The sequence below is a fragment of the Hydrogenophaga sp. GW823-FHT04C09 genome, from assembly GCF_058796355.1.
Genome location: NZ_JBXAIO010000003.1, coordinates 571,733 through 585,241, shown reverse-complemented (window position 1 = coordinate 585,241; position 13,509 = coordinate 571,733). Strand labels below are relative to the sequence as shown.

The window sequence follows — 13,509 nt, the reverse complement described above, 5'->3', positions numbered from 1 at the left end:
GCCTCAGGGGGTCGCCCAGATGGCGGCGCACAGGTCCTGCTGCCCCGCGCCGGCCTCGCCTTGCAGCACCAGCCGCAGCGCGGCCTCGATGTCGGGCGCGAACAGGCGGTCCTGCGCGTAGAAGGGCACGCGCTCGCGCAGCGCGGCGTGGGTGCGCGCCAGGCGCGGGCTGGTGGCCAGCGGGCGGTGGAAGTCCACGCCCTGCGCCGCGGCCAGCCACTCGATGCCGAGGATGGTCGCGGTGTTGCGCGCCATCTCGTCGAGCCGACGCCCCGCGAAGGTGGCCATGCTCACATGGTCTTCCTGGTTGGCGCTGGTGGGCAGGCTGTCCACGCTGGCGGGGTGGGCGTGCGACTTGTTTTCCGAGGCCAGCGCGGCGGCGGTCACGTGCGCGATCATGAAGCCCGAGTTCAGGCCCGGGTTGTCCACCAGGAAGGGCGGCAGGCCCGAGAGCGTGCTGTCGATCAGCAGCGCGATGCGCCGCTCGGAAATGGCGCCGATCTCGGCGATGGCCAGCGCCAGCGTGTCGGCCGCGAAGGCCACCGGCTCGGCGTGAAAGTTGCCGCCCGAGATGACCTCGTTCGTGTCGATGAACACCAGCGGGTTGTCGGTCACGGCGTTGGCTTCGATCAGCAGCGTGCGCGCGGCGTTGGCGATCAGGTCGCGGCAGGCGCCCATCACCTGGGGCTGGCAGCGCAGGCTGTAGGGGTCCTGCACGCGCTCGTCGTTGTCCAGGTGCGAGAGGCGGATCTGGCTGCCCGCCAGCAGCGCGCGCGTGGCGGCGGCCACGGCGATCTGGCCGGGCTGGCCGCGCGCCGTGTGAATGCGCGGGTCGAACGGCGCGTCGCTGCCCTTGGCGGCGTCCACGCACAGCGCGCCGATCACGGTGCCGGCCTCCAGCAGGCGCTCGGCCATGAAGAGGCCGTGCAGCGCGAGCGCGGTCGACACCTGGGTGCCGTTGATGAGGGCCAGGCCTTCCTTGGCGGCGAGCACCAGGGGCGAGATGCCGGCGTTCTTCAAGGCGGTGGCGGCGGGCACGCGCCGGCCTTGCACGAACACATCGCCTTCGCCCATCAGCGCCAGCGTCATGTGCGAGAGCGGGGCGAGGTCGCCCGAGGCGCCCACCGAGCCCTTGACCGGGATCAGCGGCGAGATGCCCGCGTTGAGCAGGGCCAGCAAGGTGTCGATCACCACCGGCCGCACGCCCGAGTGGCCACGCGCCAGGCTGGCGGCCTTCATGAGCATCACCAGGCGCACCGTGGCGTCGCTCATGGGCTCGCCGGTGCCCACCGAGTGCGACAGGATCAGGTTGCGCTGCAGGGTCTCGAGCTGTTCGTCCGGGATGCGCGTGCGCGCGAGCTTGCCAAAGCCGGTGTTGATGCCGTAGGCCGCGTCGCCTTTCTGAACGATGGCGTGGATCGCCGCGGCCGAGGCCGCGATGCCGGCCTGGGCCTCGGGCGCGAGTTGCACGGGCACAGCCTGCTGCCAGACGGCGCGCAGGTCGCCCAGCGCCATCTGGCCGGGCTGGAGGGTGAGGGTGGGAAGGGTCATGGGAGGGAGTGTCTCGCGCCTGCGTTCAGGCCACCATCGGGAGTTTCAGGCCGTGCTTCTTCGCAGTGGCGATCGCCAGCTCGTAGCCCGCATCGGCGTGGCGCATCACGCCCGAGCCGCAGTCGTTCACCAGCACGCGCGCCAGGCGCTCGGCGGCCGCGTCGCTGCCGTCGGCCACGATCACCATGCCGGCGTGCTGCGAGTAGCCCATGCCCACGCCGCCGCCGTGGTGCAGGCTGACCCAGCTCGCGCCACCGGCGGTGTTGAGCAGGGCGTTGAGCAAGGGCCAGTCGCTCACCGCGTCCGTGCCGTCGCGCATGCCCTCGGTCTCGCGGTTGGGGCTGGCCACCGAGCCGGTGTCCAGGTGGTCGCGGCCGATCACGATCGGCGCCTTGAGTTCGCCCGTGCGCACCATCTCGTTGAATGCCAGCCCCGCGAGGTGGCGCTCGCCCAGGCCCAGCCAGCAGATGCGGGCCGGCAGCCCCTGGAAGGCGATGCGCTCGCGCGCCATGTCCAGCCAGCGGTGGGTGTGGTGGTTGTGCGGGAACAGCTCCTTGATCTTGGCGTCGGTCTTGTGGATGTCTTCCGGGTCACCCGAGAGCGCCACCCAGCGGAACGGGCCCTTGCCCTCGCAGAACAGCGGGCGGATGTAGGCCGGCACGAAGCCGGGGAAGTCGAAGGCGTTGCTCAAGCCCTGGTCGAAAGCCACCTGGCGGATGTTGTTGCCGTAGTCCACGGTGGGGATGCCCATGGCGTGGAAGTCGAGCATGGCCTGCACGTGCACCGCGCAGCTTTTCGCGGCGGCGTCGACCAGCTGCGCGTGCTGGGCCGAATCGCGCTGCGCGGCCTTCCACTGCGCCACGCTCCAGCCCATGGGCAGGTAGCCGTTGATCAGGTCGTGAGCCGAGGTCTGGTCGGTCACGAGGTCGGGCCGCAGGCCGCCCGCCTGGGCGCGTTTCACCAGTTCGGGCAGCACCTCGGCCGCGTTGCCCAGCAGCGCGATCGAGACGGCTTCCTTGCGCGCCGTGTGGTGGCGGATCAGCGCCAGCGCGTCGTCGATGTCGCTGGCCTGCTTGTCCACGTAGCGCGTGCGCAGGCGGAAGTCGATGCTGCTCTGCTGGCACTCGATGTTGAGCGAGCAGGCACCGGCCAGCGTGGCGGCCAGCGGCTGCGCGCCGCCCATGCCACCCAGGCCGGCGGTGAGGATCCAGCGGCCGGCCAGGTCGTTGCCGTAGTGCTGGCGGCCGGCCTCGACGAAGGTCTCGAACGTGCCCTGCACGATGCCCTGGCTGCCGATGTAGATCCACGAGCCTGCCGTCATCTGCCCGTACATGAACAGGCCCTGGCGGTCCAGTTCGTTGAAGTGTTCCCAGTTGGCCCATTTGGGCACCAGATTGCTGTTGGCGAGCAGCACGCGCGGCACGTTGACGTGCGTCTTGAACACGCCCACCGGCTTGCCCGACTGCACGAGCAGGGTCTCGTCCTCTTCGAGGTCTTTCAGCGAGGCCAGGATCTGGTCGAAGCAGGCCCAGTCGCGCGCGGCGCGGCCGATGCCGCCATAAACCACCAGGTGCTGCGGGTTCTCCGCCACCTCGGGGTCCAGGTTGTTCTGGATCATCCGGTAGGCGGCTTCGGCCACCCAGTTCTTGCAATGCAAGGTGTTGCCGCGCGGGGCGCGGATCACGCGGGTGGGGTCCAGACGGGGGTCGACGGTGGTGGTCACGGGGCGGGTTCCTTCAGGCGGGTGGCGGCTGGTGATGGTGTACATATTTTCCGGATAATCTTGAATATGTATAGACAACTTTATCTGCCGATAATCGATGCTGTCAAGACCACTTCAGCGGTTCACGCCCTGGTAGAAACCCTATGACCTCCGCTCCTCCCGCCTTGCCCGCCGCCGAACGAACCCCTGCCTACCTGCGGGTGAAGCAGCACGTGCTGTCGCAGATCCAGGCCGGCGTCTGGCGCGAGGGCGACGCCATCCCGGCCGAAGAGGCGCTGGCGCGCGAGTTCGGCGTCTCACGCATGACGGTGAACCGCGCCATCCGCGAGCTGAGCGACGAGCAGATCGTCGAGCGCGTGCAGGGCTCGGGCACCTACGTGGCGCAGCAGAAGTACCAGGCCACGCTGGTGGCGATCCGCAACATCGCCGACGAGATCACCGCGCGCGGCCACGCCCACCGCAGCGAGCTGCACAAGCTCGAACGCGCCAAGGCGGGCGAAGCGCTGGCGCGCCGCTTCGGGCTCAAGGCCGATCAGCCGCTGTTCCACTCGGTGGTGGTGCACTTCGAGAACGGCGAACCGATCCAGGTCGAAGACCGCTGGGTCAACCCCCGGGTCGCGCCGGACTACATGGCGCAGGACTTCAACAGCCAGACGCCCAACGCCTACCTGATGCGCGTGGCGCCGCTGCAGGGCGTGCATTTCGTGATCGAAGCCAGCGCGCCGCCACCCGAGGTGGCCGAGATGCTGCACATGGCGCCGGGCGACCCCTGCCTGGTGCTGCGCCGGCAGACGCAGTCGCAAGGGCAGGTGGCCTCGGTGGCCGCGATGTGGCACCCCGCATCGCGTTACCAGTTCACCGGCAGCTTCTGAGCCGCACCGCTGGCCTCACATGGCCTTGAACTGCGCCGCGTAGAGCCGGCTCACCGGCCAGTTCTCGGGGCGGCCGCGCAGGCGCAGGCTGTGCTTGCCCGCTTCGTCGCGCTGCACGCTGTCGATGGCATCGGCGCGCACCACCGTGCCGCGGTGCACCTGCCAGAACACCGCCGGGTCCAGCTGCGGAATCAGCTCCTTGAGCGGCGTGCGGATCAGCACCTCGCCCTTCGCGGTGAGCACGCGCACGTACTTGTCGGCGGCCTCGAACACCAGCACCTCGCCGATGGGCACCATGCGGATGCCCTGGCCCACGCTGGCCTGGATCACCTGCAGGCGCGGTGGTGCCGACGGTGCCGGCGCATGGCCCGAGAGCAGGGCGCGCAGGCGCACGAGCGTGGCCTCGTCGAACGCCGCGCCCCCGGCGCTGGCAGGCTGCCTTTGCGCCAGCACCTGCTGCACGCGCTGCACCGTGCGCGCCAGCCGATCGGGCTGCACCGGCTTGAGCACGTAGTCCACCGCCTGCGCCTCGAAGGCCTGCACCGCGTAGGCATCGTAGGCGGTGACGAACACCAGCGCGGGGAACGGCACGCCGTCGGGCCACTCGTCCGCCAGCTCGGCAGCGGCCTGCAGGCCGGTCTGGCCGGGCATGCGGATGTCGAGGAACAGCACATCGGGCTGCAGGCGCAGCGCGTGCGCCACCGCCGCGTCGCCATCGCCCACGGTGGCCAGCACCTGAAGGCCGGGCCAGACCCGGGCGAGTTCGGCCTGCAGGGCCTGGGCCAGCAGCGGTTCGTCTTCGGCCAGCAGGGCGGTGGCGTTCATGGGGATGGGGTCCATGGCAGTGTGAGCAGGGTGCGCGTGCCGCCGCCGGGCTGGCCTTGCCAGTCCATGCGCGCACGGCCCGGGTAGGCCGTCTCCAGCCGCTCGCGCACCTGCGAAAGGCCGAAACCGGGTGTGGGCGAGGGCTCGCTGCCCACGCCCGTGTCGCTGACCTCCAGCACCAGGTCGCTGCCTTTGTGGCGCGCGCTGACGCGGACCTCGCCGCCCTGCAGGCTGGGCTCCAGGCCGTGGCGGATGCAGTTCTCCACCAGCGGCTGCAGCAGCAAGGGCGGCACGGGCTGGGTGGTGAGCTCGTCGGGCAGGTCCAGCGTGTAGCGCAGGCGCGGGCCCATGCGCACCGCCATCAGCTCCAGGTAGTCGCGCAGCCGGGCGAACTCCTGATCCAGCGTGTGGCGGCCGGCGCTGGCCTCGGTGCGCGAAGCGGTCAGCGTGGCGCGCAGGAAGTCGTTGAGCCGGTCCAGCATGGCCGTGGCGCGCACCGGGTCGGTGCCGATGAGCACGCGCAGGTTGGCCAGGGTGTTGAACAGCATGTGCGGTTCGAGCTGCGATTCGAGCAGCCTCAGGCGCGCCTCGCTGGCCTGGCGCTGGGCCTCTTCCTGCGCGAGGCGCGCATGGGCCAGCATGGCCCGGCTGGTGAAGTAGTAGGCGCCAAAGCCCCCGGCGGCCAGCGACATCAGCACGAAGCCCAGCGTGGCGCGGGGCACGTTGCTCAGGCTCGCGAACAGATCGCGGCCCAGCAGCAGGTTCGCCACCACGCTGCCGCCCCCATAGGACGTCAGCACCGCGACCACCACCAGCAAGGCCATGCGCCAGGCGCCGGGCCAGCCGCTGGGGTTGAGCACGTGGCGGCCACCGTCGATCATCGCCCAGATGCCCAGGCCGATGCACTGCGAGTACACGAGGTTGACCGCGAACGCGTCGCCGTTGACCGCCGTGATGATCAGCGCGATCACGGTGTTGACCACCACGACCACCAGGGCGCGGCGCGCGGCGATGTCGGGCTTGAGCTTGAACGGCGGCATGGCCGCAGTATCCCGCATGCCTGCCGCCGCCACGGGGCTCACCGGCCGTGTTCCCGCTGCAGCCGCTCGCGTTCCTGCGCCACCAGGCGCTGCTGCAGCCCGCCGCCGCCCAGCACGAGCCAGACCACCAGGCCATGGATCAGCAGGCCCAGGCCCCAGCCCAGCGCGGGGTAGATGGCCCAGTGGCGGCCGCTGGAGAAGGACAGCATGGCCAGCACGCTGTTGACCGAAAGAAAGACCAGCGCGTGCATGTACCAGCCCATGCGGGCGCCCGCGCGGCGGCGTGCCAGGCGGTCCAGGTCCTGGTGTTGGGGGGTCGAGAGGTTCATGGTGTGCTCCAGTTCAAGGGGGAAAGAAAGGACGGGTTCAGGCCAGGCCCAGCCACTGGTGCCAGACCAGGCCGCCGAGGTAGCGGCTGGGCAGCAGGGTGAAGGCGCCGGCCACCAGGCAGGCGCTCACGTACAGCCACACCATCACGCGGCGGTGGGTGTTCACGTTGCCGCGCAGCAGGGCGCGGAACGCCAGGAACAGGCTGCCGAAGACGATGGGCACCAGCAGGTGCACCGGCGTGTAGCCCGCGATGTTGGGCAGCTTGAAATCGCGGATGAAGATGGCCGAGATCGCGGTGACCAGCATCAGCGTGACCCAGGCGTAGCCGATGGCGCGGTGCAGGCGCGGGCGCTGGCTGTGGGCCTGGCGCGCGGCGTGCCCGCGCCGCGCCCAGAGCGCCACCGGGCCCAGCAGCACGGCGGTGATGGCGGCGGTCATGTGAACGGCGATGAGGGGCGTGAGTTGCATGGTGGGTTCCATCGGAGGGGATGGAGCGCACTGTGCCGGGGGCGCCGCCCGGGTGCCAGCGGCCTGCGACCGAACCGCCGAAGCCCTGGGGTGAAACGCCGCCAGCGCGGCGCGAAATGCAGGCGCGGGAACTCAGCTCGCCAGGGGTTTGGCGCTCAGCGTGAAGCTGAAGGTGGCGCCGCGCCCAGGCTCGGCGCTGGCCTGCAGTTCCCCGCCATGGCGCTGCACGATGCGCAGCGCGGTGGCCAGGCCGATGCCCAGGCCGCTGAACTCGTGCGGCATGTGCAGCCGCTGGAAAGGCTGGAACAGCTTGGCCGCGCGCGCCATGTCGAAGCCCGCGCCGTTGTCGAGCACGCTGAAGCGCTGCTGGCCGTGCTCGTAGGCGCCCTCCACGCGGATCAGCGCCTCGGGCGTGTTCGCCGTGTATTTCCAGGCGTTGTGCAGCAGGTTCTGCATCAAGGCCTCCACCAGCGCCGGGTCGGCCATCACGTGCAGCCCGGGCTCGATCTGCCAGCGCACGCGGCGCTGCGGCTCAGCGCCCGCGAACTCCTCCAGCAGCCGGGTGGCGATGGCGCTGAGGTGCACCGGCTTGCGCTGCAGCTCGCCGCGCGCGAACTGCGACAGCGTGAGAAGGCCATCGATCAGCTCACCCATCTTCTTGCTCGCGGCGGTGATGCGCTGCAGGTGCGACTGGCTGTCGCTGCCCATGCCGGGGTTGTCTTCGTGCAGCGCCTGCGCGAAGCCGTTGATGATGCGCAGCGGCGAGCGCAGGTCGTGCGCCACCGCGTACGAGTAACTTTCCAGTTCGTCGTAGGCGGCCTTCAGGGCCTCGGTGCGGCGGTGGATGCGCTGCTCCAGCGAGGCGTTGAGCTGCTGGATCTCCAGCTCCGCGCGCTTGCGCTTGGTCACGTCCTGGATCACGCCGAGCGCGCGCACCGCGCGGCCCTGCGCGTCGCGCTCGAACTCGGCCTGCACCAGGAACCAGTGCTCCTCGCCGCCGAACAGCAGCCGGTACTCGATGTGGTAGTCGGCCTTGCCCTGCACCGCGAGCTTCCACAGCTCGAATGCCCTTGGAAAGTCGTCGGGGTGTGTCAGCGCGACCAGGTCCTGGGCGCTGAAGTCCGCCGAAGGCAGGCCCAGGATTTCGTGCGAGCCCGCCAGCGTGACGAAGCGCCCGGTGGTCAGGTCGGCGCGCCAGCTGGCCAGGCCCGCCAGGCCATGGGCCTGGCGCAGCAGGTGCTCGCTGGTGCGAAGCGCGTCCTCGATGGCCTTGCGCGCGCTGATGTCCTGCACCACCGCGATCAGGTAGTCCGGCTCGCCCGAGGCCTTGCGCACCAGCGAAATGGTGACGTGCGCCCAGACCACATGGCCCTGCCGGTGGATGTAGCGCTTCTCGAAGCTGTAGTGGTTGATCTCGCCGGCCAGCGTGCGCTTGAGCTGGCGCATGTCCAGCTCCAGGTCGTCGGGGTGGGTGAAGTCGCGGAAATGCTTGGTCAGCATTTCTTCCTTCGTGTAGCCCACGATGTCGCAATAGGTCTGGTTCAGTCGGATCCAGCGGCCATGGAGGTCGTTGTGCGCCATGCCGGTGGCGCTCTGTTCGAACGTGTCTTCCAGCTGCCGCTTGCTTTGCTGGAGCTGCTCGGTGGCCTCCTGAAAACGCTGGTTGCGGCGCTGCATCAGGGTGATGGCGCCCACCACCACGATCTGCGCCAGCAGGTGCCAGAGGTTGAGCCAGAAGGCCTCCACCGGGTGGTCGATCGCCAGGCTCCAGTACGGTTTGACCATCAGGAAGTTGATCAACACCGTGCCCAGCACCGCGCTGAGCATGCCGGGCAGGAAGCCGCCGTACAGCGCGGCCAGCGCCGTCGCGAGCGAGAGCGTGATGAAGCGCCCGCCCGAATCGGCCGGCGCCAGCGCCATGCGCAGCCAGACCGCCGCGAAGGTGAGCAGCACGGCCACCGCGCAGCGAAGCCAAAGGCTGTGTTCCTCGGGTTGCCAGTTCGCCACGCGCTGCCAGCCTTGCTGCAGCAGGTTCGTGGAGGACGGTGGGGTCGTCATGGGCGCGCGGTCGGAGGGGGTGCCCAGCTTACACCGGCTCGTGTCAGGCGGGGTGCCCCGGAGGCCGGCCGGCGGGGGCCAGGGCGCCCAGCACATCGTCGATGGCGGCGGCCGTCTCCAGCGGATTTTCCATCGGGAACAGGTGGCTGCCCTCCAGGATGCGAAGCCGCTCGGGGTGCGCCTTGCCCACCAGGCGCAGCGTCATCGCCATGCCCACCTGCTTCATCTCCTGCGAGTCCGTGCCGCCGATGAAGCCCACCGGGCATTGCAGCGGGTGGCGGCGCAGCAGGCGGTCCAGGTTGTGGGGCAGGGTGTTGTAGATCGCGGTCTCCACCTCGCGGTCGAAGGCCAGCACGCGGTGCGGCCGGCCTTGCGCGTCGGCCGCGTCGCGCGTGCCGTGGTGGATGTAGTCGCGCAGCACGTGCGGGTCCCATTGGGCAAACGCCTTCTTGCTGCTGAAATGGGCGTGCGCGGTCTGCGCATCGGGCCAGCTGTGGCGCCGGCGCCGGCTCACCTTGCCGGGCGAGACCGAGCCCACCAGCTGCGTGCGCTTGATCAGTTCGAGCGTGCGCGCGCGCCAGCCACCGAGCACCGGCGAGTCGATCAGCACCACGCCGCGCACCGCGTGGCCGCCCAGCTTGGGGTGGCGCGCGGCGCACATGAGGCTGAGGAAACCGCCCAGCGAATGGCCCACCAGCCAGGCGCCCTGGCCGTGGCGTTCCACCTCGGGGGCGGCGAAGTCCGCCAGCTGCTGCACCAGATGGGGCCAGTTGCTGGTCACCGGGTAATGCGGCTCATGGCCGAAGCGGTCCACCGCGCGCACCGTGTGGCCGCGGGCGCGCAGCGACTTGAAGAGCACCCCGTAGGTGCTGGCGGGGAAACTGTTGGCGTGGGAAAAGACGATCAGCGACATGCCTCAGATCAGCTTCTCTCGGGCGTTGGTGATCTTCTTGAGCGGCGCGTTGCGCGGGTTGTCGCTCAGCAGCGGCACGTCGGTGTGCGCGTCGTCCCAGGTCGGGTCCTCGATCTCGTCGAACACCTCGCGCAGCTTCTGGCCCCAGGTCTTGTGCAGCATGCGGAAGTAGGGGTTGTCGTTGTCGATGCAGGTGATCTTGTCGGACTGCAGCATGTTGGCCTCGTACACCGCCAGATCCAGCGGCAGACCCACCGACAGGTTGGACTTCAGCGTGGAGTCCATCGACACCAGCACGCATTTGGCGGCCTCGTCCAGCGGCGTCTCGGGCGCGATCACGCGGTCCAGCACCGGCTTGCCGTACTTCGACTCGCCGATCTGGAAGAACGGGGTCTCCGACGTGGCCTCGATGAAGTTGCCGGCCGAATACACCTGGAACAGGCGCATGCCCTCGCCGCGCACCTGGCCGCCGAAGATCATGGAGGCATTGAAATCCACGCCCGCGCGCTGCAGCGCATCGCCGTCGCGCTCGTACACATGGCGCACCGCCGAGCCCAGCACGCGCGCGGCATCGAACATGCTCTTGGCGTTCCAGATCGTGATGGGCTCACCCCCATCGGGGTCGGTGAGCTGCTCCACCTGCAGGATCTCGCGCACCGACTGCGAAATGCTCAGGTTGCCGGCCGACAGCAGGCACATGAAGCGGTCGCCCGGCTTTTCATAGACGATCATCTTGCGGAAGGTGCTGATCTGGTCCAGGCCCGCGTTGGTGCGCGAGTCGGAGAGGAAGACCATGCCCGCGTTGAGTTTGACGGCGACGCAGTAAGTCATGATGAGGCGGCGAGTTTCTTGAGGGCGTAAAGCTGTTCCAGCGCTTCGCGCGGGCTCAGGGTGTCGGGGTCGATCTGCGCCACGGCCGCCTGCAGCGGGTGCGCTTCAGGCTCCAGTGTGGCAGGTGGGGGCGCGAACAGGTCCACCTGGCTGCGGCTTTCTTCGCTCTGGGCCTCCAGAGCGGCCAGGGCGTGGCGCGCATGCTGCACCACCCCGGCCGGCACGCCGGCCAGGCGCGCCACCTGGATGCCGTAGCTTCGGCTGGCCGGGCCCGGTTCGATCTGGTGCAGGAACACGATGCCGCCACCGCCCTTGCCGCCCGACTCCACCGCGCTCACGTGCACGTTCACGGCCGCGTGGTGGCTGGCGGGGAATTCGGTCAGCTCGAAATAGTGCGTGGCGAACAGCGTGTACGCGCGCGACTTGTCGTGCAGGTGCGTGGCGATGCCGCCGGCCAGCGCCAGACCGTCGAAGGTGGACGTGCCCCGGCCGATCTCGTCCATCAGCACCAGGCTCTCGGGCGTGGCGGCGTTCAGGATCTGCGCGGCCTCGGTCATCTCCACCATGAAGGTCGACTGCGCGTTGGCCAGGTCGTCGGCCGCGCCGATGCGGGTGTGGATGGCGTCGATCGGGCCCAGGCGGCACGAGGTGGCCGGCACATGGCTGCCCATGCTGGCCAGCAGCACGATCACCGCCACCTGCCGCATGTAGGTGCTCTTGCCGCCCATGTTGGGGCCGGTGATCACCTGCATGCGCTGCTTGGGGCCCATCACGGTGTCGTTCGCGATGAAGCTGCCGCCCGAGCTTTCGTTCAGCCGCGCCTCCACCACCGGGTGGCGGCCGCCGCGGATGTCGATGCAGGGCTCGGGCACGAACTGCGGCGCGCACCAGTTCAGCGTGAGCGCGCGCTCGGTCAGCGCGCACAGCGCGTCCAGCGCGGCCATGGCGCGCGCCAGCTGCGTGAGCGCGGGAATGTAGGCCTGCAGCTCGTCCAGCAGGTGGTCGTACAGCCACTTCTCGCGCGCCAGCGCGCGGTCCTGCGCCGACAAGGCCTTGTCCTCGAAGGCCTTGAGTTCGGGCGTGATGAAACGCTCGGCGTTCTTCAGCGTCTGGCGGCGGCGGTAGTCGTCCGGCACCTTCGAGGCCTGGCCTTGCGTGACCTCGATGTAGAAGCCGTGCACCTTGTTGAACTGCACGCGCAGGTTGGCGATGCCGGTGCGCGCGCGCTCGCGCTGCTCCAGCTCGATCAGGAAGGCGTCGCTGTGGTTCTGGATGCCGCGCAGTTCGTCCAGCTCGGCATCGAAGCCGTCGGCGATCACGCCGCCATCGCGCACCAGCGCGGCCGGCTCGGGCAGCAACGCGTCGCGCAACAGCTCGGCGCAGCCGTCGGGTGGTGTGAGGTGCGCGGCAATGCCGTGCAGCAGGCCGCCAGCGGCCTGCGGGCCCAGCTGCGCCGCCAGCTGGCGCGCGCGGTCCAGCGTCTGGCCCAGGCCCACCAGCTCGCGCGGCTTGACCTGGCGCAGCGCCGTGCGCGCGGTGATGCGCTCCACGTCGCTCGCGCCCTTGAGCGACTGCCGCAGCGACTGCCACAGGCCACCGCGCAGCGTGGCGATGGCGGCCAGCCGCGCGCGCGCCTCCGCGCGGTCGCGCCGGGGCTCCAGCAGCCAGCTGCGCAGCGCGCGGCTGCCCATGCCGGTGCAGCACACGTCCAGCAGCGAAAACAGCGTGGGGCTGGTCTCGCCGCGCAGCGTCTGCGTCAGTTCCAGGTTGCGCCGCGTGTTCAGCGGCAGGTCGATCCGCTCGCCGCTGCGCGCCACCTGCAGGCTGCTCACGTGCGTGAGCGCGCGGCCCTGCGTGTGTTCGGCGTAGTTCAGCAGCGCGGCGGCGGCCGCGTGCGCATCCGGCATGTCCTGCGCGTCCCAGGCGGCCAGGCTCGCGGCCTGCAACTGCTCCAGCAGCTTGCGCTGGCCCAGCGCGGCGTCGAACGCCCAGGCCGGGCGCAACACCGCCACCAGCCGCCCGCCATTGCTGCCGCTCTGGCTGGCCAGCGCCTGCACCGACCTTTCGAACGCGGGCGTGGCGTCCGCGCTGTACAGCACCTCGCCGGGCGAGACGCGCGCCACCCAGTCGGCCAGCTCGTCGCTCGCGCACTGCGCCAGGAACACGATGCCCTGCGTGACCGACATCCACGCCAGCCCACAACCCGTGCGCGCACCCGGGTGCACCGCCATCAGCAACGCTTCGGACTTGTCCGACAGCAACTCGCTGTCCGTCAGCGTGCCCGGTGTCACCACGCGCACCACCTTGCGCTCCACCGGCCCCTTGGCCGTGGCCACGTCGCCCACCTGCTCGCAGATCGCCACGGACTCGCCCAGCTTGATCAGGCGCGCCAGGTAGGTGTCCACCGAGTGGAAGGGCACGCCGGCCATGATCACCGGCTGGCCGGCCGACTGGCCGCGCTGCGTGAGCGTGATGTCCAGCAGGCGCGCGGCCTTCTCCGCATCCGCGAAGAACAGCTCGTAGAAATCGCCCATGCGGTAGAACAGCAGCGTGTTCGGATGCCCGGCCTTCAGGCCGAGGTACTGCTGCATCATGGGCGTGTGCTGCGACAGGTCCGGCTGGGCGGAAGGGCTGTCGGAAAAATCCTTTTTCATCGATGAGGTCGTGAATTTCTGGCCAGGGGTTCACCGCGCTGTGCCGTGGCACGGGCTGCATCGGTGGCAGCGGGCGAAGGGCGGTGGGAACGGTGAACGGCGCGGGTGGGTCTGTGGAAGGCGGCTTCGATGCCCGAGCTATATCTTATGTCTTACGACAGGGGCGTCGGCGGCACTGCCCGTTTTTTTGGCAACACAGTGCCAAGCCCCGCAGGAACTCGCTGCCGCCAGGTTGCTCCAGCGA

The 13,509-nt window shown here is 69.9% G+C and carries 11 protein-coding genes; 1 reads left to right on the top strand and 10 read right to left on the bottom strand.

Features of this window, described 5'->3' with window-relative positions:
- Positions 1-3: 3 nt before the first annotated feature.
- Together hutH and hutU are read right to left on the bottom strand one after the other, a co-directional pair.
- Positions 4-1,551, bottom strand: coding sequence for a histidine ammonia-lyase (hutH, locus tag AC1Q9M_RS11885; protein ID WP_492433922.1), 1,548 nt, complete (start codon positions 1,549-1,551; stop codon positions 4-6).
- 25 nt (positions 1,552-1,576) lie between these two features.
- Positions 1,577-3,274 carry a urocanate hydratase gene (gene hutU / locus AC1Q9M_RS11880; RefSeq protein WP_492433920.1) on the bottom strand — a complete coding sequence of 566 codons (1,698 nt, stop codon included), beginning with the start codon at positions 3,272-3,274 and terminating at the stop codon, positions 1,577-1,579.
- Between the two features lie 143 nt (positions 3,275-3,417).
- Here hutU and hutC point away from each other — a divergent pair, with 143 nt between their 5' ends.
- On the top strand, positions 3,418-4,146 hold the full coding sequence (hutC, locus tag AC1Q9M_RS11875; protein WP_382156338.1) for a histidine utilization transcriptional repressor HutC: 729 nt from the start codon (positions 3,418-3,420) through the stop codon (positions 4,144-4,146).
- 15 nt (positions 4,147-4,161) lie between these two features.
- Here hutC and AC1Q9M_RS11870 read toward each other — a convergent pair whose 3' ends face one another.
- From AC1Q9M_RS11870 to mutS, 8 genes are all read right to left on the bottom strand, one after another.
- A complete protein-coding gene (locus AC1Q9M_RS11870; RefSeq protein ID WP_492434021.1) occupies positions 4,162-4,971 on the bottom strand; it encodes a LytR/AlgR family response regulator transcription factor in 810 nt (269 codons plus the stop codon).
- Positions 4,968-6,029, bottom strand: a complete 1,062-nt coding sequence (locus AC1Q9M_RS11865) for a sensor histidine kinase (protein ID WP_492433917.1) — start codon at positions 6,027-6,029, stop codon at positions 4,968-4,970. Before AC1Q9M_RS11865 ends, AC1Q9M_RS11870 begins: the two co-directional genes overlap by 4 nt.
- A 20-nt stretch (positions 6,030-6,049) precedes the next feature.
- Complete coding sequence (locus AC1Q9M_RS11860; RefSeq protein WP_492433915.1) at positions 6,050-6,340, bottom strand: 2TM domain-containing protein; 291 nt, start codon at positions 6,338-6,340, stop codon at positions 6,050-6,052.
- A gap of 37 nt (positions 6,341-6,377) precedes the next feature.
- Entirely contained in the window at positions 6,378-6,809 is a 432-nt protein-coding gene (locus AC1Q9M_RS11855) for a DUF2306 domain-containing protein (protein ID WP_492433913.1), read from the bottom strand.
- A gap of 132 nt (positions 6,810-6,941) precedes the next feature.
- A complete protein-coding gene (locus AC1Q9M_RS11850) occupies positions 6,942-8,867 on the bottom strand; it encodes a PAS domain S-box protein (RefSeq protein WP_382320913.1) in 1,926 nt (641 codons plus the stop codon).
- A 43-nt stretch (positions 8,868-8,910) separates the two neighbouring features.
- Positions 8,911-9,780 carry an alpha/beta fold hydrolase gene (locus AC1Q9M_RS11845; RefSeq protein WP_492433911.1) on the bottom strand — a complete coding sequence of 290 codons (870 nt, stop codon included), beginning with the start codon at positions 9,778-9,780 and terminating at the stop codon, positions 8,911-8,913.
- A gap of 3 nt (positions 9,781-9,783) precedes the next feature.
- Positions 9,784-10,611 (bottom strand): proteasome-type protease, encoded by an 828-nt coding sequence (locus tag AC1Q9M_RS11840; protein WP_382156352.1) that lies wholly within the window; start codon positions 10,609-10,611, stop codon positions 9,784-9,786.
- Positions 10,608-13,265 carry a DNA mismatch repair protein MutS gene (gene mutS, locus AC1Q9M_RS11835; RefSeq protein WP_492433908.1) on the bottom strand — a complete coding sequence of 886 codons (2,658 nt, stop codon included), beginning with the start codon at positions 13,263-13,265 and terminating at the stop codon, positions 10,608-10,610. The genes AC1Q9M_RS11840 and mutS overlap by 4 nt, the downstream gene beginning before the upstream one ends.
- Positions 13,266-13,509: the final 244 nt, after the last annotated feature.

Excerpts from the sequence above, each read along its gene's own strand:
- hutH (WP_492433922.1), bottom strand. The coding sequence starts at position 1,551 with ATGACCCTTCCCACCCTCACCCTCCAGCCCGGCCAGATGGCGCTGGGC.
- hutC (WP_382156338.1), top strand. The coding sequence starts at position 3,418 with ATGACCTCCGCTCCTCCCGCCTTGCCCGCCGCCGAACGAACCCCTGCC.
- AC1Q9M_RS11870 (WP_492434021.1), bottom strand. The coding sequence starts at position 4,971 with ATGAACGCCACCGCCCTGCTGGCCGAAGACGAACCGCTGCTGGCCCAG.
- AC1Q9M_RS11865 (WP_492433917.1), bottom strand. The coding sequence starts at position 6,029 with ATGCGGGATACTGCGGCCATGCCGCCGTTCAAGCTCAAGCCCGACATC.
- AC1Q9M_RS11860 (WP_492433915.1), bottom strand. The coding sequence starts at position 6,340 with ATGAACCTCTCGACCCCCCAACACCAGGACCTGGACCGCCTGGCACGC.
- AC1Q9M_RS11855 (WP_492433913.1), bottom strand. The coding sequence starts at position 6,809 with ATGCAACTCACGCCCCTCATCGCCGTTCACATGACCGCCGCCATCACC.
- AC1Q9M_RS11850 (WP_382320913.1), bottom strand. The coding sequence starts at position 8,867 with ATGACGACCCCACCGTCCTCCACGAACCTGCTGCAGCAAGGCTGGCAG.
- AC1Q9M_RS11845 (WP_492433911.1), bottom strand. The coding sequence starts at position 9,780 with ATGTCGCTGATCGTCTTTTCCCACGCCAACAGTTTCCCCGCCAGCACC.
- AC1Q9M_RS11840 (WP_382156352.1), bottom strand. The coding sequence starts at position 10,611 with ATGACTTACTGCGTCGCCGTCAAACTCAACGCGGGCATGGTCTTCCTC.
- mutS (WP_492433908.1), bottom strand. The coding sequence starts at position 13,265 with ATGAAAAAGGATTTTTCCGACAGCCCTTCCGCCCAGCCGGACCTGTCG.